The sequence below is a fragment of the Micromonospora sp. CNZ297 genome, from assembly GCF_007827625.1.
In genome coordinates this window covers 218,103-240,008 of record NZ_VISU01000004.1, presented here as the reverse complement: position 1 = coordinate 240,008, position 21,906 = coordinate 218,103, and the positions used below count along the sequence as shown (strand labels likewise).

The window sequence follows — 21,906 nt, the reverse complement described above, 5'->3', positions numbered from 1 at the left end:
GTCGCTGAAGGAAACAGCCGGCGACAAAGCTTCCGCGCAACCGGCTGACGGGCGATGCTGCCAGGTCTCAGTCGGAGGGAGGAATACGACAACGAGAGGAGGCAGCGTGGAGATCGACACCGGGAACACTGCCTGGTTGCTTGTCTCGACTGCCCTCGTGCTGCTCATGACCCCCGGTCTCGCGCTGTTCTACGGCGGCCTGAACCGGTCCAAGGGCGTTCTGAACATGATGATGATGAGCTTCTCGTCCATCGGGCTCGTCAGCATCCTGTGGCTTTTCTACGGCTTCACCGTCGCCTTCGGCGAGGGCGGCAGGTTCTGGGGTGACCTGGGCCAGTACCTGGGCACCAAGACCTTCGTCGGCGAGAACGACCTGTGGGGCGAGACCGGCATCCCGATCTACGTCTTCATCGCCTTCCAGATGATGTTCGCGATCATCACCGTGGCGCTGATCAGCGGCGCGCTGTCCGACCGGGTGAAGTTCGCCGGCTGGCTGCTGTTCGCGTTCGGCTGGGCCACCCTGGTCTACTTCCCGGTCGCCCACATGGTCTGGGGCGGCGGGCTGATCGGCGGCGACATCGGCGCGCTGGACTTCGCCGGTGGTACCGCTGTGCACATCAACGCCGGTGCGGCGGCGCTCGCGCTGGTGCTCGTGCTCGGCAAGCGGGTCGGCTGGCCGCGCGAGAGCATGAAGCCGCACAACGTCCCGATGGTCGCCCTCGGCGCCGCGCTGCTGTGGTTCGGCTGGTTCGGCTTCAACGCCGGTTCCGAGCTGACCGCCGACGGGGTCACCGCGCTGGCGTTCATCAACACCCAGGTCGCCACCGCCGCCGCGCTGCTCGGCTGGATCGTGGTGGAGTGGCTGCGCGACGGCAAGCCGACCCTGGTCGGCGCCTCGTCCGGCGCCATCGCCGGCCTGGTCGCGATCACCCCGGCCTGTGCGTTCATCACCCCGGCCGCAGCGGTGCTGCTGGGCGTGGTGGCCGGTGCGGTCTGCGCCCTCGCGGTCGGCCTGAAGTACCGGCTCGGCTACGACGACTCGCTCGACGTGGTGGGCGTGCACTTCGTCGGCGGCTGGATCGGCTGCCTCTGGATCGGCCTGTTCGGCACCGCCTCGGTCAGCTCGCTGGTGGAGACCGACGGCCTGTTCGTCGGCGGCGACGCGTCGCTGCTCGGCAAGCAGGCGATCAGCGCGCTGATCGTCAGCGTCTACTCCTTCGTGGTCGCCTTCGCTCTGGGCTTCGTGATCGACAAGACGATCGGCCTGCGGGTCTCCGCCGAGGCCGAGGTCGACGGCATCGACATCGCCGAGCACGCGGAGAGCGGCTACGACCTGTCGCCCACCACGGGCAGCAGCGGTGGCGCGTTCGCGATGGCCGGGATCGGCGCCGGCAAGCCGGCCGCGGAGCCCGCTGTCGAGACCGACGAGTCCGCGCCGGTCAGCGAGAAGGTCGCCGGTTAACGTTCCTGGGATGGAGGGGTTGGACATGAAGCTGGTGACCGCGGTCATCAAGCCGTACCAGCTGGACGCGGTGAAGGAGGCTCTGCACGCGCTCGGCGTGGCCGGGCTGACCGTCAGCGAGGTCCAGGGCTACGGCCGGCAGAAGGGGCACACCGAGGTCTACCGGGGTGCCGAGTACACGGTCGAGTTCCTGCCCAAGATCCGGGTCGAGGTGCTCACCGACGAGATGGACGTCGACAAGATCGTGGACGCGATCGTCGGCGCCGCCCGGACCGGCAAGATCGGCGACGGCAAGGTCTGGGTGACCGGCGTCGAGGAGGTCGTCCGGGTGCGTACCGGCGAGCGCGGGCTCGACGCCCTCTGATCGCCGGACCCGCCGACGTGACCTCGTTGACCACGGCCGCCGCCCCCACCGGGGACGGCGCGCCCGTGGTCAACGAGGTCGCCGGCGTACCCGCAGGGATCGGCGCGGCGGCCCGGTCCGCGCGGGCCGACGCGCTCGACGCCTGGCTGTGCCGGGCCTTCCCGGACCGGGACGGGGTGGCGCTCGTCGCGGTGGGCGGGCTGGGCCGCCGCCAGTGCGCCCCCTACGGCGACCTCGACCTGGTGCTGCTGCACGCCGGGGTGCCCGGCATCGACGAGCTGGCCGCCTCGCTCTGGTATCCGATCTGGGACGCCGGACTGCGGCTGGACCACTCGGTGCGCACCGTCGCCGAGGCGCTGTCGGTGGCCCAGGACGACGTCAAGGTCGCCCTCGGCCTGCTCGACGCCCGGCACGTGGCGGGCGACCCGGCGCTCACCGACCAGCTCTCCCGTACCGCCACCGACCACTGGCGGCGGACCGCGATCCGCCAGCTCCCCGGCCTGCGCGAGATCACCTCCGCCCGCTGGGAGGCGCACGGCGAACTGGCGTTCCTGCTCGAAGGCGACCTCAAGGAGGCGTCCGGCGGGCTGCGCGACGTGGGCATCCTGCGCGCCATCGCCACCGCCGGGGTCACCGACGCGCTCCGCCCCGCCGTGCACGCGGCACACCGGCGGCTGCTGGACACCCGCGACGCGCTGCACCAGCAGGTGGGCCGCCGGGTCGACCGCCTGGTCGCCCAGGAACGCGACGGCGTGGCGCGCCTGCTCGGCGTCGAGGACGGCGACGCGCTGCTGCGGCTGGTGGCCGGCGACGCCCGCACGGTGAGCCACGCCCTCGACGACGCCTGGCGGGCCGCCGACCGGCTCCGCTCCGGCCGGCACCGCGCCGCGCCGGGCCGGCCGCTGCGCCGCCCGGTCGCCCGGGACGTGGTGGAGCAGGACGGCGAACTGGTGCTCGCCCGTACCGCCATCGGGGCCCGCCCCGACCCGAGCCTGTCGCTGCGCGTGGCCGCCGCTGCCGCCACCACCCGGCTGCCGATCGCGCGGGCCACCTGCGAGTGGCTGGCCGCGTACTGTCCGCCGCTGCCCGCGCCCTGGCCACCGGCGGCCCGCGCCGCGCTGATCACCCTGCTCGGCGCCGGTCCCGGCCTGGTGCCCGCCTGGGAGACCTGCGACAGGTACGGGCTGATCGACCGCTGGCTGCCCGAGTGGACCCGGATGCGCAGCCTGCCCCAGCACAACCCGGTGCACCGGTTCACGCTCGACCGGCACCTGGTGCAGACCGCGTACGAGGCAAGCCGGCACACCCGCGACGTGGAACGACCTGACCTGCTGCTGATCGGCGCGTTCCTGCACGACATCGGCAAAGGGCTGGACGGTGACCACTCGGTGGTCGGCGCGCCGCCGGCCGAGGCGGTCGCCACCCGGATCGGGCTGCCGCCGGCCGAGGCGGCGCTGATCGGCACGCTGGTCCGGCTGCACCTGCTGCTGCCCGACGTGGCCACCCGGCGCGACCTGTCCGATCCGAAGACCGTCGCCGGGGTCGCCGAGCGCGTCGGCGACACCGGCACGCTGGAACTGCTGCACGCCCTGGTCCGCGCAGACGCCGCCGCCACCGGCCCGGCGGCCTGGTCCGGCTGGAAGGGCCGGCTGATCGCCGAGCTGGTGAGCCGGGTGCGCACCACGCTGGACACCGGCGTGGTGCCCGCCCCGCCGGCCCCCGACCCGGCGCTCGTGGCCGGGCCGCTGCCTGTCGTACACCTGGGGGAGGACCGGGTGTCGGTGGCCGCCGCCGACCGGCGCGGACTGCTCGCGACTGTCGCCGGGTGCCTGGCGCTGCACCGCCTGGAGGTGATCTCCGCGGACGCCGCCACCGTCGACGGCCGCGCCCTGGTCGAGTGCCGGGTGCAGCCGCGTTACGGGCTGGCCCCGGACCCGATCGCGCTCAGCGCCGACCTGCGCCGCGCGGTCGGCGGCGACGTCTCGGTCATCCAGCGGCTGCGCGGCCGGGCCCTGGCCGCGCGCAGCCAGGGCGCCGCCCCACGGGTGGTCTGGCACCGGGAGGCGGCCACCGACGCGGTATTGCTGGAGCTGCGGGCCGCCGACGCGGCCGGACTGCTGTACCGGGTCGCCTGCGCGCTGGACGACGCGGGTGCCCAGGTGCGGGCGGCCCGGATCTCGACGCTGGGCGGCGACGTGGTGGACGCGTTCTACCTGGTCGGCGGCTGGCCGTCGGACGAGGAACGGGCCCGGATCGAGGCCGCCGTGCTGGCCGCCGTGTAGTGGAACGGGCCGCCGGGCCGGAGCGGGCGGATGGGCGGCGGGCTACCCTAACGGTGGGCTGGACCACCGGCCCGGCAGCATGTGCCCGCCGAAAACGACAAACGGGATGTTCGCGTGTTTGACACCTTGAGTGACCGCCTGTCCGGGATCTTCACCAAGCTCCGCGGCAAGGGCCGGCTCACCGACGCCGACATCGACGCCACCGCGCGCGAGATCCGGATGGCGTTGCTGGAGGCCGACGTCGCCCTGCCGGTGGTCAAGGGCTTCATCGCGAACGTCAAGGAGCGGGCGCGCGGCGCCGAGGTCTCCCAGGCGCTCAACCCGGCGCAGCAGATCGTCAAGATCGTCAACGAGGAGCTGATCAACATCCTCGGCGGCGAGGGGCGGCGGCTCCAGTTCGCCAAGCACCCGCCGACCGTGATCATGCTGGCCGGCCTCCAGGGTTCCGGCAAGACGACGCTTGCCGGCAAGCTGGCCCGCTGGCTCAAGAGCCAGGGCCACCAGCCGCTGCTCGTCGCCGCCGACCTCCAGCGTCCCAACGCCGTCGGGCAGCTCCAGGTGCTCGGTGGCCGGGCCGGCGTCGAGGTGTACGCCCCGGCGCCCGGCAACGGCGTCGGTGACCCGGTGCAGGTGGCCCGCGACTCGATCGAGCACGCCCGCCGCGCCGCCCGGGACATCGTCATCGTCGACACCGCCGGCCGCCTCGGTATCGACACCGAGATGATGCAGCAGGCCGCGAACATCCGCGACGCGGTCCAGCCCGACGAGGTCATCTTCGTCATCGACGCCATGGTCGGCCAGGACGCGGTGCGCACCGCCGAGGCGTTCCGCGACGGCGTCGGCATCACCGGCGTGGTGCTGTCCAAGCTCGACGGCGACGCCCGCGGTGGCGCCGCGCTCTCCGTCCGCGAGGTGACCGGCCAGCCGATCCTGTTCGCCTCCACCGGCGAGAAGCTGGAGGACTTCGACGTCTTCCACCCGGACCGGATGGCCAGCCGGATCCTCGGCATGGGCGACGTCCTCACTCTGATCGAGCAGGCCGAGGCGGCCTTCGACACCGATCAGAAGGAGAAGATGACCGCCAAGCTGATGGGCGGGGAGACCTTCACGCTGGAGGACTTCCTCGATCAGCTCATCGCGGTCCGGCGGATGGGCCCGATCGCCAACGTGCTGGCCATGATGCCCGGCATGGGGCAGATGAAGGACCAGCTCGCCGAGCTGGACGACAAGCACTTCGACCGGGTCACCGCGATCATCCGGTCGATGACCCCGGCCGAGCGCACCACCCCGAAGATCATCAACGGCTCCCGCCGGGCCCGTATCGCCAGCGGTTCCGGCGTCACCGTCATGGACGTCAACCAGCTGCTCAACCGCTTCGCCGACGCGCAGAAGATGATGAAGCAGATGGGCGGCATGATGGGCCTGCCCGGCGGTGGCCGGCGCAAGGCGACCAAGTCGCCGAAGAACAAGCGCAAGGGCACGAAGGGCGGCGGGCGGCCGCGTACCGGCGCCGGCATGCCGGGCGGCTTCCCGGGCGGGATGCCGCAGCTCCCGCCGGGCCTGGACCCGGGTGACCTGGCCGGTGGGCAGGGCCTGCCGTCGGGCTTCAAGCTGCCGAAGATCGACTTCAACAAGCTCGGCAAGGGCGGCGACAAGGGCCCCCGCTAGCGTGTCGGTGACGGTGGGCGACGTCGCTCTCTCTTAGGGTGATGTCGCCCCCTGGAAGGAGATGTCAATGACCGCGGCCCCGATCCTGCCGGAGCGGCACGAGTGGACGGTCGACGACCTGGGCGAACTGCCCAAGGACCTTCCGTACGAACTGATCAACGGAAGGTTGATCGTGCCGTCACCCACCGCCCTGCACCAGGAGATCTGCGTCGAGTTGCTGCTCGCGCTGCGCGTCAACTGCCCGCCGGAGTTCCTGGTGAGCATCGACCTGTCCATGCGCGTGGACCGCCGCAACGAGCCGCGCCCCGATGTGGTGGTGATCCGGCGCAAGCACGCCGGCCGGTCGCCCGTCCCGGTCGAGGACGCGTTGCTCGCCGTCGAGGTCGTCTCGCCGACGTCGCACTTCCGCGATTTGTACGACAAGGCGAAGGTCTACTCCCGCTCCGGGGTCCGCTCCTACTGGGTGGTGGATCCGCAGCACGAGCGGATCGCACTCACCGAGTACACGCTCGACGGCGCCGCCCGCGAGTACGAGCAACTGGCCCACACCGAGGACCTGTTCGTCACCGAGCGGCCGTGGAAGGTCTCGGTCGATCTGCCGGCGCTGACCGCGCGCCGTAACGACCTGCTCGCCGTCGAGGAGGACTGATCGGGTAGGACTGTGCACATGGCTCTGCACGTGCGCGGTGTGTTCCTTCCCGACGACGAGGTCCGGGACGTCTGGCTGGTCGGCGACCGGGTCACCTTCGAACCGGTGCCCGGCGCCGAGACGGTGGCCGACGGCGGCTTCGTGCTGCCCGGCCTGACCGACGCGCACTGCCACATCGGCATCGCCCGCGGCGGCAGCCCGATCACCTCCCTCGACCAGGCGCGGGAACTGGCCCGGATCGACCGGGACGCCGGTGTGCTGGCGATCCGGGACGCCGGGTCGCCGTACCCGTACCCCGAACTGGAGGACGAGTCGGACCTGCCGCGGCTGGCCCGCGCGGGCCGGCACGTCGCACCGCCCAAGCGCTACCTGCGTGACATCGGCGTGGAGGTCGGCGCGGCGGAGGTCGCCGCGACGGTGGCCGCGCAGGCCGCGGCCGGCAACGGCTGGGTCAAGCTGGTCGGCGACTGGATCGACAGGGGCGTCGGCGACCTGGCGCCGGCCTGGGACGCCGACACCATGACCGCGGCGGTCGCCGCCGCGCACGCCGCCGGGGTACGCGCCGCGGTGCACACGTTCTCCGAGTCGGCCGTGGAGATCATGGTGCGGGCCGGTGTCGACTCCGTGGAGCACGGCACCGGGCTGAGCCTCGACCTGATCGACCTGATGGCCCGGCAGGGCACCGCGCTGGTCCCCACGATGATCAACATCCGGACGTTCGGCCACATCGCCGAGCAGGCCCGCCCCAAGTTCCCCGGGTACGCCGACCACATGCTCGGCCTGCGCGACCGCTTCCCCGAGGTGGTGCGCGCCGCGCACGAGGCGGGTGTGCCGATCTACGTCGGCACCGACGCGGGCGGCGGCATCGACCACGGCCTGGCGGCCGAGGAGATGCTGCTGCTGCACGAGCAGGCCGGCATGTCGGCCACGGACGTGCTCGCCGCCGCCTCCTGGCGGGCCCGCGAGTGGCTCGGCTTCCCCGGGCTCGTCGAGGGCGGCCTCGCCGACCTGGTGGTCTACCCCGAGGACCCGCGCCGCGACCTGCGTGTGGTCCGGACGCCCAGCCGGATCGTGCTGCGCGGCCGGGTCGTCCGCTGACCGGCCGGCGGCGACGGCTCTAGCGGGCGGTCGCCGCCATCAGGAACAGGCGCACCGCCAGGTCGGCCAGCCGGTCGGCGGTCTCGTCGACCGGGCCCCCGGGCAGCACGATGTGGCTCACCACCAGACGTACGACGCTGTCCGCGGCGAACGCGAGGGCCGCCGGATCGGCGTCCGGCAGGCGCTCGCCGGTCCACTCCAGCAGCGCCGCCGCGGCCTCGGCGAGCACCAGCTCGGACCGGGTGGTCAGGTACGGCAGAAGCTCCTCCGAGCCGCCCCGGGTGCTGGTCAGCACCGCCCGGACCAGCGGGTTCTCGGCGGCCGAGGCGAGCGTGCGGTGGATCGCCGCGTACGCTGCCGCGCGGACGTCGGAGTCGTGCTCGTCGAGCGCGGACCGGACCTGGCCGACGAACCGGTCCACCTCGTGCCGGGCCAGCGCCTCGCCCAGGCCCGCCTTGGTGCCGAACTCGTTGTAGACCGTCTGCCGGCTCACCCCTGCGGCGCTTGCGACGGCACCCATCCGGACCCCGGCCCAGCCGGTCGTGACGGTCAGCGAACGGGCGGCGTCGACGATCGTCTCGCGCACCGGAGTGACGTTCCTCGGCTTAGACATGGTGATCGAAGTCTACGGGCGCTGCTCAGCGCACCTCGAGGTCGTACTCCGCCTCGGCCCGGAACCGCCCGCCGTCGTGGCCGGCGAAGGTCAGGTGGTGCGTCCCCGGCGCCGGGGTGGGTGGAGAGCATGACGGCAGACGGTAGTGCGGGCGCGCCCGGCTGCGCCCACCCGTGACGGGACGCATAGGATGCGTGGTCATGGCACGCGTGCTCACTCCCCGTGCGGAGGACTTTCCCCGCTGGTACCAGGACCTGATCGCCAAGGCGAAGCTGGCCGACAACGGCCCGGTCCGGGGGACCATGGTGATCCGACCGGCCGGCTACGCCATCTGGGAGCGGATGCAGGCCGAGATGGACGCCCGGATCAAGGCGGCCGGCGCGGAGAACGCGTACTTCCCGCTGTTCATCCCGGAGAGCTACCTCAAGCGGGAGGCCGAGCACGTCGAGGGCTTCTCGCCGGAGCTGGCAGTCGTCACGCACGGTGGCGGCAAGCAGCTCGCCGAGCCGGTGGTGGTGCGCCCCACGAGCGAGACGGTCATCGGCGAGTTCATGGCCAAGTGGATCGACTCGTACCGTGACCTGCCGCTGCTGCTCAACCAGTGGGCGAACGTGGTCCGGTGGGAGCTGCGCCCGCGGATCTTCCTGCGTACCAGCGAGTTCCTCTGGCAGGAGGGGCACACCGCGCACGCGACCCGTGAGGACGCCCGCGCCTACGCGCGGCGGATCCTGCACGAGGCGTACGAGGACCTGATGGTCAACGTGCTCGGCATCCCGGTGGTGGTCGGCCTGAAGACCGCCCGGGAGCGCTTCGCCGGCGCCACCGCCACGTACACGTGCGAAGGCATGATGGGCGACGGCAAGGCACTCCAGCTGGGCACCAGCCACGAGCTGGGCCAGAACTTCGCCAAGGCGTTCGACATCAGCTACTCCTCGGCCGAGGGCGGCCGGGAGCACGCGTGGACCACCTCCTGGGGCACCTCCACCCGGATGCTCGGCGGTCTGATCATGTGCCACGGCGACGACAACGGGCTGCGGGTGCCGCCGAAGCTGGCGCCGGTCCAGGCGTACGTGATGATCGTCAAGGACGGCGAGGGCGTCGGCGAGGCGGCGCGAAAGCTTCACGACGCGCTGCGTGACGCCGGGGTGCGGGTGGCGCTCGACGACCGGACCGACACCGCGTTCGGCCGCCGCGCCGTCGACGCCGAGCTGCGCGGCTACCCGGTACGCGTCGAGGTAGGCCCGCGTGACCTGGCCGCCGGCAACGCGGTGGTGGTCCGGCGTACGGACGGCTCGAAGGCCCCGACGCCGGTGGCCGACGTGGTCGGCGCGGTCCTGGCCGCGCTGGAGGCCGACCAGCAGGCGCTGCACGACCAGGCGCTGGAGTTCCGCCGGTCCCGCACCGTCGAGGTGTCGACGCTGGCCGAGGCGATCGAGGCGTCCGCCACCGGCTGGGCGCGGGTGCCGTGGTCGGCGGTCGGCGTCGAGGGCGAGGCCGAGGCGAACGCTCAGGGCGTGACGGTCCGCTGCCTGGTACGCGCCGACGGCTCGGTGCCGGACTCGGAGGACGAGCCCGACCTGGTGGCGATCCTCGCCCGCGCCTACTGAGGGTGTAAGGAAGGGCCCCTTCTTAACGCATTCCGCAGAGGAGGGGCCCCTTGTTAACAGGACGGCGGGGGTGAGCGTGCGGTTCGAGCCGGGGCGGCTGATCATGCACCGGAACGTGCGCAACGGCCGGATCGGCTGGGTCCGGTCGGCCCGGGTGGTCTCCGACGACGAGCGCGGCCTGGTGCTCTGGGTGGCGCGCGAGGCGCCCGTCGCGCACGAGGTGAACGCCGCCGGCCTGGGCATGCGGGCGGTGCCGTTCGCCGAGTGGGTGACGTCGTCCTACCGGCTCGCGCAGGGGCTGTGGAACGGCCCGCCGGTGCTGAAGTTCCTGCCCACCGGCGCGGCCCACTCGGTCTGGTGGTTCCGCGACGCCGCCGGCCGCTTCCAGAACTGGTACGTGAACCTGGAGGAGCCCGGCGTCCGCTGGGACGACGGCACGGTGGCCGGGGTCGACATGGTCGACCAGGATCTCGACGTCGTGGTCCACCCGGACCTGAGCTGGGAGTGGAAGGACGAGGACGAGTTCGCCGAGCGGCTGGCGTTCCCGGAGCACTACTGGGTGGCCGACGAGAAGGCGGTACGCGCCGAGGGCGAGCGGGTGATCCGGATCGCCGAGGCGGGGGAGTTTCCGTTCGACGGCACCTGGTGCGACTTCACCCCACCCGTGGGATGGGACGTACCGGACGAACTTCCGCCGGGGTGGGACCGCCCGCCGGTGCGCTGAACGAGTGTCCTCGGTCACGGCCCGGGCCGCCCCGGGCGTGGTGTCCGGGTCCGGTGTGAGAGTTCCGGTTCGGATCTGGCAGAATGGTTCGCTGGTATCCGGCACGCGTCCGGCGCCCTCTAACCCGGGCGCGTCGCCAGTTCACCGAGCAGTCTCCGGCCCAAACCCCACTGTGCCGGTCGGCGCTCACCCGCCACACCGCCCGTACGGGCCGGTGAGATCGCAACAGGAGCGAAACAACTGTGGCCGTAAAGATCCGGCTCCTGCGGATGGGCAAGATCCGCAACCCGCAGTACCGCATCGTCATCGCCGACTCGCGCACCAAGCGTGACGGTCGTGCGATCGAGTTCGTCGGTGTGTACCAGCCGAAGGAAGACCCTTCGGTGATCGAGGTCAAGTCGGAGCGGGTCCAGTACTGGCTCTCGGTCGGCGCCCAGCCGAGCGAGGCCGTGCAGCGCCTGCTGGAGCTGACCGGTGACTGGCAGAAGTTCAAGGGCCTGCCGGCCCCGCCGCCGCTGAAGGTCGCCCCCGAGCGGGCCGACCGCAAGGCGGCGTACGAGGCCGAGGCGAAGGCCGCCGCCGGCGTGGCCGACACCCCGGCGAAGCCGGCCAAGAAGGCCGCCGCCAAGGCGGAGGAGCCGAAGGCCGAGGCCAAGGCCGAGGAGCAGACCGGTGCCGAGTCCGGCGAGCAGGCCTGACATGCCGCTGCGTCCCGCTCTGGAGCACCTGGTCAAGGGCATCGTCGACCACCCGGACGACGTCCGGGTGCGCATGGTCGACTCCCGTCGGGGCAAGCGCCTCGAAGTCCGCGTGCACCCCGAGGACCTCGGCACGGTGATCGGGCGGTCCGGCCGGACCGCCAAGGCGCTGCGCCAGGTGATCGGCTCCATCGGCGGGCGTGGGGTACGCGTCGACATCGTCGACTCGTACTGATGCTTCTCGTCGTCGGCCGGATCGGTAAGCCGCACGGCATCCGCGGTGAGGTCACCGTGGAGGTGCGTACCGACGAGCCCGAAGCACGGTTCGCCCCCGGTTCGGTGTTGACCACCGAGCCGGGGGTCACCCCGTCGGAGCCCGGCGCCTGGCGGGTGCCCCCGACGCTCACCGTCGAGTCGGCCCGCTGGCATCAGGGCCGTCTGCTCGTCGCCTTCGAGGGCGTGCTGGAGCGCGACGTCGCCGAGGCGCTGCGCAACACGCTGCTCGGGGTGGACAGCGCCGACGTCGCCCCGCCGGAGGACCCGGAGGAGTTCCACGACCACCAGCTGGTCGGGCTCACAGTGGTCACCCGCGACGGCGAGCACGTGGGCGAGGTGGCCCGCATCGACCACGCGCCCGCGTCCGACATGCTGGTGCTGCGGCGCCCCGAGGGGCGTACCGCGCTGGTCCCGTTCGTCAAGGCGATCGTGCCCGAGGTGGATCTGGCCGGCGGTCGCGTCGTCGTCGACCTGCCCGGCGGCCTGCTCGACCTCTAGCTGGAGCCCACCGCATGCGCGTCGACATCGTGTCGATCTTCCCCGAGTACTTCGCCCCGCTGGACCTCTCGCTCATCGGCAAGGCCCGCGCGAACGGCACGCTGCGGCTGGCCGTACACGATCTGCGGACCTGGACCCGCGACGTGCACCGCACCGTCGACGACACGCCCTACGGCGGCGGTCCGGGCATGGTCATGCGTCCGGAGCCGTGGGGTGAGGCGCTGGACGCGCTGGCGCCGGGCGAGCTGAGCCCGGACGGGCACACGCTGCCCCGGCTGCTCGTGCCGTCGCCCGCGGGCGTCCCGTTCACCCAGGCCCTGGCGCACGAGCTGGCCGCCGAGTCGCACCTGCTGTTCGCCTGCGGCCGGTACGAGGGCATCGACCAGCGGGTGCTGGACCACGCCGCGACCCGGATGCCGGTGACCGAGGTCTCCCTCGGCGACTACGTGCTGTTCGGCGGCGAGGTGGCCGTGCTGGTGATCCTGGAGGCGGTCACCCGGCTGCTGCCCGGCGTGCTCGGCAACGCCGGGTCGCTGGACGAGGAGTCGCACGCGCACGGGCTGCTGGAGGCCCCGCTCTACACCAAGCCGGCGAGCTGGCGCGGGCTGGACGTGCCCGAGGTGCTGCGCTCCGGCGACCACGCCCGGATCGACCGCTGGCGGCGGGACGAGTCGCTGCTGCGGACGGCGGCCCGGCGCCCCGACATGATCGGCGCGCTGGCACCGGAGACGCTCGACAAGCGGGACCGGGCGACGCTGGACCGGGGCGGATTTTCCCCGCCACCGGGGCATGTGGCAAAGTAGAGGGGTTGCCGCATCCGTCCACGCCGTGGGCGGTTGCGAGGACCCTCGACCGGGGCCGGTCTCGCCGGTCACCACCCGGGGGTCAGAATCACCCATCCGCGCATCGACTGACGATGCGCCGTGAGCCTCACGAGGACGCAGCGATGAACATCCTGGACGCCCTTGACGCCCAGTCGAAGCGTACCGACCTGCCCGACTTCCGTGCCGGTGACACCGTCAAGGTGCACGCGCGGGTCGTCGAGGGCAACCGCTCCCGGGTCCAGATCTTCCAGGGCGTCGTCATCCGCCGCCAGGGTGACGGTCTGCGCGAGACCTTCTCGGTCCGCAAGGTCAGCTTCGGCGTCGGCGTGGAGCGGACCTACCCGCTCAACGGCCCGGGCATCGACCGGATCGAGGTCGTGACCCGCGGTGACGTGCGTCGCGCCAAGCTCTACTACCTGCGTGAGCTGCGCGGCAAGAAGGCCAAGATCAAGGAGCTGCGGGAGAAGCAGCCGGCGAACTGATCCACGTTCGCCACGCCGCCCGGCCTGCGCGGATGTCGTATCGACCAGACCGCATTACCCTGGTCGGTACGGGCGCAGCCGGACGGTGCGAAACGGTCCACTACCGCCCGTGGGGTCTCCGAGGGGACTCCCGGGCGGTAGTGTCGTTTCCGCGGACCGGAGAGTGGCATGGTGCAGATGGTTGACGAGGACGGCGCCGTCGATCCCTGGCGCCGGCGGGCCCGCCGTGGCCGCCGTCAGATGCCGCTCTGGCAGGAGCTGCCGCTGCTGCTGATCGTGGCGTTCTGCCTCGCGGTGCTGATCCGTACGTTCCTGCTCCAGGCGTTCTTCATCCCCTCCGGGTCGATGGAGAACACGCTGCTCGTCGGTGACCGGGTGCTCGTCAACAAGGTCGTCTACGACGTACGCGACCCGGTCCGCGGCGAGGTGGTGGTGTTCCGGGGCACCGACCGCTGGGTCGCCCAGGAGGCGCCCGCGCCGCCGGCCAACTTCGCCGGCCGGGTCGGCCGTACGCTCGGTGACCTGGTGGGCGTCAGCCGCCCCGGCGAGAAGGACTTCATCAAGCGCGTCATCGGCGTACCGGGCGACAAGGTCTGGTGCTGCGACGACGGCCGGGTGGTGGTCAACGGGGTGCCGCTGGACGAGACGGCGTACGTCTCCGAGGACTCCCCGGTCGAGCTGCCGCCCAATCCGAAGGAGTGCCGGTCCCGGCAGTTCACCGAGGTGGTGGTGCCGCCGGGGCAGATCTTCGTGATGGGTGACCACCGGCTCGTCTCGCAGGACGCCCGATGTCAGGGGCCGGTGCCGATCGAGAACGTGGTCGGCCGCGCCTTCATGATCGTATGGCCGTCGCAGCGGTGGACCGGTCTGCCCGTACCGGAGACGTTCGCGAGCGTGCCGCGCGCGGACGCCGCGGCGGCGCCCGGGCCGGTGCCGGTGGAACCCGACCCGGTCGGCGGCGTCGTCCTGATCCTCCCGCTCGCGGCGACGCTCACCGTTCTGGCGGGTTCGGGGCGACCGCTCCGTACCCGGCGACGTAGGCTCCTCCCGTGATCGACGAGCAGACCGAGAAGCCCCGCAGCTCCTTCTGGAAGGAGCTGCCCATCCTCCTGGGCGTGGCGATCCTGGTCGCGGTGCTGGTGCGTGCCTTCGTGCTGCAGACCTTCTTCATCCCGTCGCCGTCCATGGAGAACACCCTCAAGATCGACGATCGGGTGCTTGTCAACAAGCTGGTCTACGACTTCCGCTCGCCGCACCGGGGTGAGGTGATCGTCTTCAAGGCGCCCACCGAGTGGAGCGGCAACCCCGACGGTGAGGACTTCATCAAGCGGGTCATCGGCGTCGGCGGCGATCACGTGGTCTGCTGCGACCGCACGGGCGGCCAGGAGCGGCTGGTCATCAACGGCAAGCCGATCGACGAGCCGTTCATCTTCCCCGGCAACAAGCCCGCCGACCAGGACTTCGACATCACCGTGCCGAAGGGGCGCCTGTGGGTCATGGGTGACCACCGGGAGGCTTCCGGCGACTCGCTGGAGCACTGGCAGCAGTCGGGCGAGGACATCAACGTCGCCACCATCCCCGAGGGCGAGGTCGTCGGCCGGGCCTTCACCATCTTCTGGCCGGTCAGCCGTGCGACCTGGCTCAGCGTCCCCGAGCAGTTCGACGGGATCCCCAATCCCTGAGCCGGCCCGCGCCAGGCTCCGGCACGCCTGCCACGCCTCGACGGCGGGAGGGCGTGGTCGTTCGTCGCAGGCGTCTGGCAGGCTGGTGCGGTGACCGTCTACACCCCTCGTCGCGCGGCCCGGGTGCTGCTGGTCGACGCGTCCGACCGGGTGCTGCTCTTCGAGGGCAGTGATCCGGCCCGGCCGGGTCACCGCTACTGGTTCACCCCCGGCGGCGGGCTCGACCCGGGGGAGTCCCCGGCCGACGGCGCCGCCCGGGAGCTGGCCGAGGAGACCGGCCTGCGGCTGGCCCCGGCCGAACTGGGCGCGCCGGTCTGGTCGGAGACCGTCGAGTTCCCGTTCGACGGCGTGTGGTACCGCCAGGACCAGCAGTTCTACCTGGTCCGGGTGACGGGCTGGGACGTCGACACGACCGGCTTCAACGACGTCGAATGGGCGAGCGTGCACGGGCACCGCTGGTGGCCGGTCGCCGAGCTGGCCGCCACCGCCGAGCGCTACTACCCGCCGGACCTGCCCGGCCGGCTCGGCGCCGTGCTGGCCGGAGGCGGCGCATGCTGACCCCGCCGCGCACCGTGGTCCGCCGCGACGGCGGCCTCTACGCGCTGGAGCGCGCCCTGCAACGGCGTGGCTTCCGGCACGTGGCGGGCGCCGACGAGGCCGGCCGGGGCGCCTGCGCCGGGCCGCTGGTGGCCGCCGCCGCGATCCTGCCCGAGGGCCGGCGCGGCGAGATCGACGAGCTGGCCGACTCGAAGCTGCTCACCCCCGCCGCACGCGAGCGCGTCCACGACGAGGTGGTGGCGCGGGCCCTGGCGTACGCCGTGGTGGTCATCCCGGCCGAGGAGGTCGACGCCCGCGGGCTGCACGTGTGCAATCTCGCTGCGATGCGCCGGGCGCTCGCCTCGCTCACCACCCGCCCCGAGTACGTGCTGACCGACGGCTTCGGCGTCGACGGGCTGGACGTGCCGGGCCTGGCGGTCTGGAAGGGCGACCGGGTGGCCGCGTGTGTGGCGGCGGCGAGCGTGCTCGCGAAGGTCACCCGGGACCGGATCATGGTGGAACTGGACGGGCGGTTCCCCGGCTACGGCTTCGCCGAGCACAAGGGCTACATCACCGCCGAGCACAGCGCCGCCCTGCGCGCGCTCGGGCCCTGCCGGGAACACCGCTTCTCGTACGTGAACGTGGCCGCCGTCTCCGGACGGGACGGCCGGCCTCCCCGCGCCCGCCGCCCGGCGGGCGCCGACGCGGCGCGGCCCGAGCCCGCGGCCGGGCTGCCGGGTCTCGGGCCCGGAGCGTTCGCCGGCCGCCCGGACGAGCCGATGGGGCACTGCGGCGCGTCAGGGGGTACCGTCGGCGTGGCGTTGGGCGAGCAGCCGCGACCTCCGGCGTCGGTGGGGGAAGATGTGGTCATGGAAGGCGGAGTGCGATGAGCGCGGAAGATCTCGAGAAGTACGAGACCGAGATGGAGCTGCAGCTCTACCGGGAGTACCGGGACATCGTCCGCCAGTTCTCCTACGTGGTGGAGACCGAGCGCCGTTTCTACCTGGCCAACCAGGTCGACCTGCACGTGCGCAACTCCGACGGCGAGGTCTACTTCGAGGTCGAGATGCACGACGCCTGGGTGTGGGACATGTACCGGCCTGCCCGTTTCGTCAAGAATGTTCGAGTGATGACGTTCAAGGACGTCAATGTGGAAGAGCTCGAAAAGCCCGACATCTCGCTTCCCGCAGATTCCGGATTCGGGAGCTGACCACGGGCGGCTGAACGCCCTCGGATCACTCCGCCGGCACGACCACCTCGACCCGCTGCACCAGGTTGTTCGCGAACCCGCCCCGGTTCCACGGCTGCTCGACCGGCTGGGTACGCCCCGACGCGTCGGTCGCCCGGGCGCCGAGCACGTACCGCCCCGGCGTCGCCGTCCACCTGACCGACCACCGGCGCCACGCCCACTCGCCCCCGGCCGGCTCGTCCAGGACCGCCGGTGTCCACGTCTCACCGCCGTCCACCGTCACCTCGACCGAGGTCACCGGCGCGTGGCCGGACCAGGCCCGGCCGTCCAGAGTGCACGGTCCGGGCCGCAGCACCCGGGTGCGGGACATGAAGTCCGGGAACCCGGGCGGACGCACCAGTGCACGCGGCTCGATCCGGGTCACCGGCACGCCCGGGTCGTCGGCGTCGCGCCGCAGCCGGTAGGCCACCGCGTTCTGGTAGCCGTCGAACGGCTCGGTCGTCACAGTGATGTCGCGCAGCCACTTCACGTGCGCCATGCCGTACCAGCCGGGCACGATCAGGCGCAGCGGCGCGCCGTGCTGCGGCAGCAGGGGAGCGCCGTTCATCTCGTACGCCAGCAGCACCTCCTCGCGCAGCGCGTCGGCCACCGGCAGCGCCCGCTGGTAGTCCTGCTCGACACCGCGATCCACCCCGTGGTCCGCGCCGGTGAACACCACGTCCACCGCGTCGCCGGACAGGCCGGCCTCGCGCAGCAGCGGCGCCAGCGGCGTACCGGTCCACTCGGCGTTGCCCACCGCCTCCACCAGCCACGGCTGGCTGACCGGCCGGGGATGCAGCAGCGCCCGGCCGTTGCCGGCGCACTCCAGCGTGACGCTGTGGGTCACCCGGGGCCGGTCGCGCAGCGCCGCCAGGTCCAAGCGAAGTGGACGCTCGACCGCGCCGGACACGCTCAGCGCGTACGCGGCCGGGTCGACGTCCGGGATGTCGTAGTGGATGAGCAGATAGTGCAGGCCCGCCGGGGTCACGTCGTACCGCAGCGCCTCCAGCGGGATGCCGTGGTTACGCGCGGCGAGCTGAAGCTCCTCGGCACTGATCGCCTCGTCCGGCCCGGCCACCCGGGAGGGCCGGCTGACGTCGTCCACAGTGGTCATGACTGCTCCGTCCGCTCCAGCACGTCGTAGCCCACGAACGTGAACATCCGCGCCCCCGCCGCCAGCGGGCGGGGCGTGCCGGTGAAGCGGTGCGCGCCGACGCCCACACCGTCGGCCGGGCTGTTCACCGCCACCGGCTCGAAGCCCTCCTCGGCGAACCACTCGCAGATGACCGGCACCAGGTCCGGCTCGCGCCGGTGCCGCGTCCACAGCACCGTGCCGCCTGTGGCGCAGAGCGAGGCGCAGTGCCGCACAGTGGCCCGGATGTCGTCGTCGGTGATGTTGCCGAAGATGCCGCAGGCCAGCACCAGATCCGCCGGGGCCAGGTCAGCGTAGCGGTCGGTCAGCGAGGCGTCCCCGGTCACCACCTCCACGCCGGTGAGCCCCGCGTCGGCGGCCGCCCGGCGGGCCAGGTCGGCGTTGCGTGGATCCAGTTCGACCAGGCGGGCGGTCACGTCGCCGCCCCGGGGATGGGCGGCCAGCACCGGGATCAGGTCGCGGCCCTGACCCGCGCAGAGGCTCAACGCGCGCAGCGGGCCGGGCGGCGCCGCGTCCAGCGCGTCGGCCACACGCTGCCGCACCTCGGCGAGTCGCCGGGCCAGTGCGGACTCGGGCTGGTCGTAGTCGCTGTGCCAGGCGTACCAGTCCTTCGTCACCCGGCCAGCATAGGCGTCCGGGCCGTAGCAGATCGGCCCCGATTTCGGCGCTCGTCCACAGTCGGAGCGTCGTCCACAGGGCCGGCGGGTGGGGTGCGCGGGAGGGTGCCCGGGGTGGGCAGGGTGGTCGGCGTGCGTTCCTCGATCTCTTACGCCGTGGTGTTGTTCCTCGTCGTCTGCCTGCCGGGCGCCCTCGCGCCGCCCCGGGCCATGGTGCCGTCGTCCTCGGCCGGGCCGTCGCCGTTGTCGTCCCGGGTCGGGGTCTACTCGCTCGCGGTCGGGCCGTCTCCGGCTGCACCCGCGCGTGGGCCGGATGGTTCCGCATCAGCGGGTGCCCCGGCTCCTGGTGCTTCGGCGGCGGGCGGCTCGGCTGCGGGACTTCGGGGTGCGCCTGCCGGGCCGTTCCGGTGGCCGCTGCCGGGCGCGCCCCGGGTGGTGCGGCGCTTCGACCCGCCGCCGCAGCCCTGGCTGTCCGGGCACCGGGGCGTCGACCTCGCCGCCGAGCCGGGTGTGCCGGTGCTGGCGGCCGGCGCCGGGACCGTCCTGTTCGCCGGCACCGTCGCCGGCCGGCCGGTGCTCACCGTCGGCCATTCCGACGGGCTGCGCACCACATACGAACCGGTCCGCTCCCGGCTCACCGCCGGTACCCCTGTGGACGCCGGCACGCCGGTCGGCGACCTGCTCGCCGGGCATCGGGGCTGCGCCGAGGCGGCCTGCCTGCACTGGGGACTGCGACGCGACGCGGAGTACCTCGATCCGCTGGCCCTGCTCGGGCTCGGTCGCGTTCGGTTGCTGCCGCTGCACCCCGTCCCCGCCGGGTGATCGGGTGTGTTGCTCAGCCCTGGGCGAGCAGCGTGGGCAGCCGGACGGCCAGCCGGTCGTACTCGTCGGGGGTGTTGTAGACCTGGCCGCACAACCGCAGGTAGCCGCGCCCGTTCCAGCCGGCGATCGACACCTCGGCGGAGAGCCGGTCCGCGATCCGGGCCCGCAGCTCCCGGGCCGCGTCCAGCGTCGTCGCGACACCGGGCGGCAGCGGCACGAGCCGCATGGCGACCGCCGGTCCGCCGGGCTCCGGCAGCCGCTCGGGCGCCACACCGAGCGCGTCCCCGACGACCCGTTGCCCGTACGCGGCCAGCGCCGCGTTGTGCGCGCGTACCCGGTCCACGCCGAGGCTGCGCAACGTGAACAGGCCCACCGGGGCGGCCAGCCAACCGGTGTAGTCGAGCGTCGCCTGCCACTCGACACGAACCGGGAAGCCGCTGTCCTGCTCCCACGAGACGACGAGCGGCTGGATCTTCTCCCGCCACTGCGGGGCCACCACGAGCACGGCGGTGCCCCGCGGCGCGTACGCCCATTTGTGCAGGTTGCCGACCCAGAAGTCGGCGCCGACCGAGGCGACGGTGGCCGGCAGCATGCCCGGTGCGTGCGCGGCGTCCACCAGCACCGGCACGCCCTGCTCCCGGGCCACCGCGACGATCGCCGCGGTGGGGAACAGCCGGGCGGTCGGGGAGGTGAGCTGGTCCACGATCAGCAGCCTGGTACGCCCGGGGCGCAGCCCGTTGCGGAGGATCTCCACCACCTCCTCGTCGGTGGCGGTCAACGGCACCGGCAGGGTGCGGTGCACCGCCCCGGTGCGGCCGCACTCCCTGGCGATCGACAGCGCCACCGCCCCGTACCCGTGGTCGGTGGTCACGATCTCGTCGCCCGGGCGCAGCGCCAGCGACTGCAACACCACGGCCGCGCCAGTGGTGGCGTTGCCGACGAGCGTGGTGCCCTCCGGGTCGGCGCCGAGGAACGTGGCCAGGTGCCGCCGGGCGTGGGCGATCCGGTCGACCAGGCCCTGCGTGAAGAACCGCAGCGGGTTGGCCTCCATCTCGTCGCGCAGGCGCTGCTGGGCGCGTTGCACGGCGATCGGTACGGCGCCGAACGATCCGTGGTTGAGGTGACTGACGGAGGGATCGAGGGAGAAGAGCAGCCGAGCCCCGGGAATCGGCTCGGGTGGCTGCGGCACCGTCATCAGTCGATCCTAGCCCGAGATGGATCATGCGCCGGCCGGATTCCGCCCGCTGACCGGTGCCACCGACGCTGCCTGCGCGCTCTCGGCGGTCAGGCGCGGGGGTGCGCCTGCCGGTACGCGGCGCGGAGCCGCTCGACCGAGACGTGCGTGTAGATCTGGGTGCTGGCGAGCGACGAGTGCCCTAGCAACTCCTGCACGGCGCGCAGGTCCGCGCCCCCTTCGAGCAGGTGCGTCGCTGCCGAGTGGCGCAGCCCGTGCGGCGTCACCCGCGGTACCCCGGCGGCACCGGCCCAGCCGGACACGATCCGTCGCGCGGTGGTCGGGTTGAGCCGTCCACCCCGCGCCCCGAGCAGAAGCGCCCGGCCCGAGCCCGGGGCCAGCAGTGCGGGCCGGCCGTCGCGCAGCCAGGCGTCAAGGGCCCGCTGGGCCGGCACCCCGTAGGGCACCGCCCGCTCCCGCCCGCCCTTGCCCAGCACGCGTACCACCCGGCGAGCCTGGTCGACGTCGCTGACGTCCAGGCCGCACGCCTCGCTGATGCGTACCCCGGTGCCGTAGAGCAGTTCCAGCAGCAGCCGGTCGCGCAGCAGCACCGCGTCGGGCGGTCCGTCGCCGGCCGGTTCGCCGGATGCCGGTTCGGCGGCCGTTCCGTGGTCGCGTCCGAGCCCGGTGCCCTCGGGGTGGACCGTCGAGCGGTCGGCCCCGGGCGGGCTCCGGCGCTGCCGCGACGGGGCCTCCACCAGAGCGGCGGCCTGGTCGGCCCGCAGCACGGTGGGCAGTTCCCGCCGGGCCCGAGGGCTGGCCAGCGGCGCGGCCACGTCGTCGGCGAGCAGGCCGGTCCGGTGCGCCCAGGCGCTGAACGTCCGGGCCGCGGCGGCGCGCCGCGCCATCGTCGTCCGGGCCGCGCCCATGGTCCGCTGCTTCGCCAGCCAGCTGCGCACCACGGCGAGGTCCAGCTCCGGCAGTTCGGCGCAGCCCATCCGGACGGCGTGGTCCAGCAGCGACACCAGATCCGTGACGTAGGCCCGGACGGTGTGGACGGAGCGGTTGCGCACCCGCGACAGGTGGTCGGCGAAGTCGTCCACCGCCTCGCGCATCGAGGCGGGCAGTTCCTCGTGCGCCTCCCGGGTGCCGCGCTGCCGCTTGCTCACTGCGGCACCCGACCCAGGCGTACGGGGTCGCGGCGGGGGAGGCGGCCGGCGATCACCGCCCCAGCGTAAGGCCGGAGCGCTGCCGTGCGCCGTGCCGCCCGACGCCACACCGCCCTCGCCGTTCAGTCGCCCGGCCGCCCCACCCCGCCCCGTTCCCCGCCGTGGAGTCGCCTGGCCGCCGTGCCGGTCCGGCCGTCGCTTCGGCCTTCGCGGTGCCGGCCCGTCGCCCGTGGGTTGTGCCGTCCGCCACGTCGGCCGGGTCCTTCCGGCGTGGGATAG

Annotated in this window: 25 protein-coding genes; 19 read left to right on the top strand and 6 right to left on the bottom strand. The window is 73.0% G+C overall.

The features are described 5' to 3' along the window. Positions 1 to 106 precede the first annotated feature (106 nt). From FB454_RS10000 to FB454_RS09975, 6 genes are all read left to right on the top strand, one after another. Positions 107 to 1,462: an ammonium transporter gene (locus FB454_RS10000; protein WP_013284577.1), complete on the top strand. Its 1,356-nt coding sequence runs from the start codon at positions 107 to 109 to the stop codon at positions 1,460 to 1,462. A gap of 25 nt (positions 1,463 to 1,487) precedes the next feature. Next, positions 1,488 to 1,826 (top strand): P-II family nitrogen regulator, encoded by a 339-nt coding sequence (locus tag FB454_RS09995; RefSeq protein ID WP_013284578.1) that lies wholly within the window; start codon positions 1,488 to 1,490, stop codon positions 1,824 to 1,826. Positions 1,827 to 1,843: 17 nt separating this feature from the next. After that, entirely contained in the window at positions 1,844 to 4,108 is a 2,265-nt protein-coding gene (locus tag FB454_RS09990; RefSeq protein ID WP_145822857.1) for a [protein-PII] uridylyltransferase, read from the top strand. Between the two features lie 114 nt (positions 4,109 to 4,222). Further along, positions 4,223 to 5,776 carry a signal recognition particle protein gene (ffh, locus tag FB454_RS09985; protein ID WP_145822856.1) on the top strand — a complete coding sequence of 518 codons (1,554 nt, stop codon included), beginning with the start codon at positions 4,223 to 4,225 and terminating at the stop codon, positions 5,774 to 5,776. A 67-nt stretch (positions 5,777 to 5,843) separates the two neighbouring features. After that, positions 5,844 to 6,425: a Uma2 family endonuclease gene (locus tag FB454_RS09980; protein WP_013284581.1), complete on the top strand. Its 582-nt coding sequence runs from the start codon at positions 5,844 to 5,846 to the stop codon at positions 6,423 to 6,425. Positions 6,426 to 6,443: 18 nt separating this feature from the next. Then, a complete protein-coding gene (locus FB454_RS09975) occupies positions 6,444 to 7,523 on the top strand; it encodes an amidohydrolase family protein (protein ID WP_145822855.1) in 1,080 nt (359 codons plus the stop codon). 19 nt (positions 7,524 to 7,542) lie between these two features. Here FB454_RS09975 and FB454_RS09970 read toward each other — a convergent pair whose 3' ends face one another. Beyond that, entirely contained in the window at positions 7,543 to 8,136 is a 594-nt protein-coding gene (locus FB454_RS09970; protein WP_013284583.1) for a TetR/AcrR family transcriptional regulator, read from the bottom strand. A 25-nt stretch (positions 8,137 to 8,161) separates the two neighbouring features. Beyond that, positions 8,162 to 8,338 carry a hypothetical protein gene (locus FB454_RS34825; RefSeq protein ID WP_157551464.1) on the bottom strand — a complete coding sequence of 59 codons (177 nt, stop codon included), beginning with the start codon at positions 8,336 to 8,338 and terminating at the stop codon, positions 8,162 to 8,164. Between FB454_RS34825 and proS the strand changes: the two genes are divergently transcribed. The 12 genes from proS (at position 8,337) to FB454_RS09910 (ending at position 16,674) form a co-directional block, all read left to right on the top strand. Continuing rightward, a complete protein-coding gene (proS, locus tag FB454_RS09965; protein WP_030269967.1) occupies positions 8,337 to 9,743 on the top strand; it encodes a proline--tRNA ligase in 1,407 nt (468 codons plus the stop codon). The genes FB454_RS34825 and proS overlap by 2 nt on opposite strands. Before the next feature lie 76 nt (positions 9,744 to 9,819). Then, a complete protein-coding gene (locus tag FB454_RS09960; protein ID WP_145753353.1) occupies positions 9,820 to 10,467 on the top strand; it encodes a ribonuclease FAU-1 family protein in 648 nt (215 codons plus the stop codon). A gap of 242 nt (positions 10,468 to 10,709) precedes the next feature. Then, positions 10,710 to 11,165 (top strand): 30S ribosomal protein S16, encoded by a 456-nt coding sequence (gene rpsP / locus FB454_RS09955; protein WP_013284587.1) that lies wholly within the window; start codon positions 10,710 to 10,712, stop codon positions 11,163 to 11,165. Beyond that, positions 11,140 to 11,400: an RNA-binding protein gene (locus tag FB454_RS09950; protein ID WP_026268109.1), complete on the top strand. Its 261-nt coding sequence runs from the start codon at positions 11,140 to 11,142 to the stop codon at positions 11,398 to 11,400. The genes rpsP and FB454_RS09950 overlap by 26 nt, the downstream gene beginning before the upstream one ends. After that, entirely contained in the window at positions 11,400 to 11,939 is a 540-nt protein-coding gene (gene rimM / locus FB454_RS09945; RefSeq protein WP_030269963.1) for a ribosome maturation factor RimM, read from the top strand. Before FB454_RS09950 ends, rimM begins: the two co-directional genes overlap by 1 nt. 14 nt (positions 11,940 to 11,953) lie before the next feature. Continuing rightward, positions 11,954 to 12,742 carry a tRNA (guanosine(37)-N1)-methyltransferase TrmD gene (gene trmD, locus FB454_RS09940; protein WP_145753188.1) on the top strand — a complete coding sequence of 263 codons (789 nt, stop codon included), beginning with the start codon at positions 11,954 to 11,956 and terminating at the stop codon, positions 12,740 to 12,742. Positions 12,743 to 12,885: 143 nt separating this feature from the next. Beyond that, the gene (gene rplS / locus FB454_RS09935) at positions 12,886 to 13,245 is read left to right on the top strand and encodes a 50S ribosomal protein L19 (RefSeq protein ID WP_013284591.1); all 360 of its coding nucleotides are present in this window, start codon (positions 12,886 to 12,888) and stop codon (positions 13,243 to 13,245) included. A 168-nt stretch (positions 13,246 to 13,413) separates the two neighbouring features. Further along, positions 13,414 to 14,298, top strand: coding sequence for a signal peptidase I (gene lepB / locus FB454_RS09930; protein WP_145753186.1), 885 nt, complete (start codon positions 13,414 to 13,416; stop codon positions 14,296 to 14,298). Next, positions 14,295 to 14,927 carry a signal peptidase I gene (lepB, locus tag FB454_RS09925; protein WP_114919649.1) on the top strand — a complete coding sequence of 211 codons (633 nt, stop codon included), beginning with the start codon at positions 14,295 to 14,297 and terminating at the stop codon, positions 14,925 to 14,927. The genes lepB (FB454_RS09930) and lepB (FB454_RS09925) overlap by 4 nt, the downstream gene beginning before the upstream one ends. Before the next feature lie 90 nt (positions 14,928 to 15,017). Beyond that, positions 15,018 to 15,485 (top strand): NUDIX hydrolase, encoded by a 468-nt coding sequence (locus FB454_RS09920; RefSeq protein ID WP_145753184.1) that lies wholly within the window; start codon positions 15,018 to 15,020, stop codon positions 15,483 to 15,485. Next, entirely contained in the window at positions 15,479 to 16,354 is an 876-nt protein-coding gene (locus FB454_RS09915; protein ID WP_047894129.1) for a ribonuclease HII, read from the top strand. The genes FB454_RS09920 and FB454_RS09915 overlap by 7 nt, the downstream gene beginning before the upstream one ends. Beyond that, positions 16,351 to 16,674, top strand: a complete 324-nt coding sequence (locus tag FB454_RS09910; protein ID WP_011905215.1) for a DUF2469 domain-containing protein — start codon at positions 16,351 to 16,353, stop codon at positions 16,672 to 16,674. Before FB454_RS09915 ends, FB454_RS09910 begins: the two co-directional genes overlap by 4 nt. A gap of 25 nt (positions 16,675 to 16,699) precedes the next feature. Here FB454_RS09910 and FB454_RS09905 read toward each other — a convergent pair whose 3' ends face one another. Further along, entirely contained in the window at positions 16,700 to 17,806 is a 1,107-nt protein-coding gene (locus FB454_RS09905; protein ID WP_145822854.1) for a sulfite oxidase, read from the bottom strand. Continuing rightward, a complete protein-coding gene (locus tag FB454_RS09900) occupies positions 17,803 to 18,462 on the bottom strand; it encodes a methyltransferase domain-containing protein (RefSeq protein ID WP_145753180.1) in 660 nt (219 codons plus the stop codon). Before FB454_RS09900 ends, FB454_RS09905 begins: the two co-directional genes overlap by 4 nt. Before the next feature lie 210 nt (positions 18,463 to 18,672). On the opposite strand from FB454_RS09900, the gene FB454_RS09895 reads away from it, so the two are divergent. Beyond that, positions 18,673 to 19,284: a M23 family metallopeptidase gene (locus FB454_RS09895; RefSeq protein WP_145753351.1), complete on the top strand. Its 612-nt coding sequence runs from the start codon at positions 18,673 to 18,675 to the stop codon at positions 19,282 to 19,284. Between the two features lie 13 nt (positions 19,285 to 19,297). On the opposite strand, the gene FB454_RS09890 is transcribed toward FB454_RS09895, so the two are convergent. Both FB454_RS09890 and FB454_RS09885 read right to left on the bottom strand, forming a co-directional pair. Further along, entirely contained in the window at positions 19,298 to 20,479 is a 1,182-nt protein-coding gene (locus tag FB454_RS09890; protein ID WP_145753178.1) for an aminotransferase class V-fold PLP-dependent enzyme, read from the bottom strand. Between the two features lie 89 nt (positions 20,480 to 20,568). Continuing rightward, positions 20,569 to 21,573: a tyrosine recombinase XerC gene (locus tag FB454_RS09885; RefSeq protein ID WP_184977848.1), complete on the bottom strand. Its 1,005-nt coding sequence runs from the start codon at positions 21,571 to 21,573 to the stop codon at positions 20,569 to 20,571. Positions 21,574 to 21,906 lie beyond the last annotated feature (333 nt).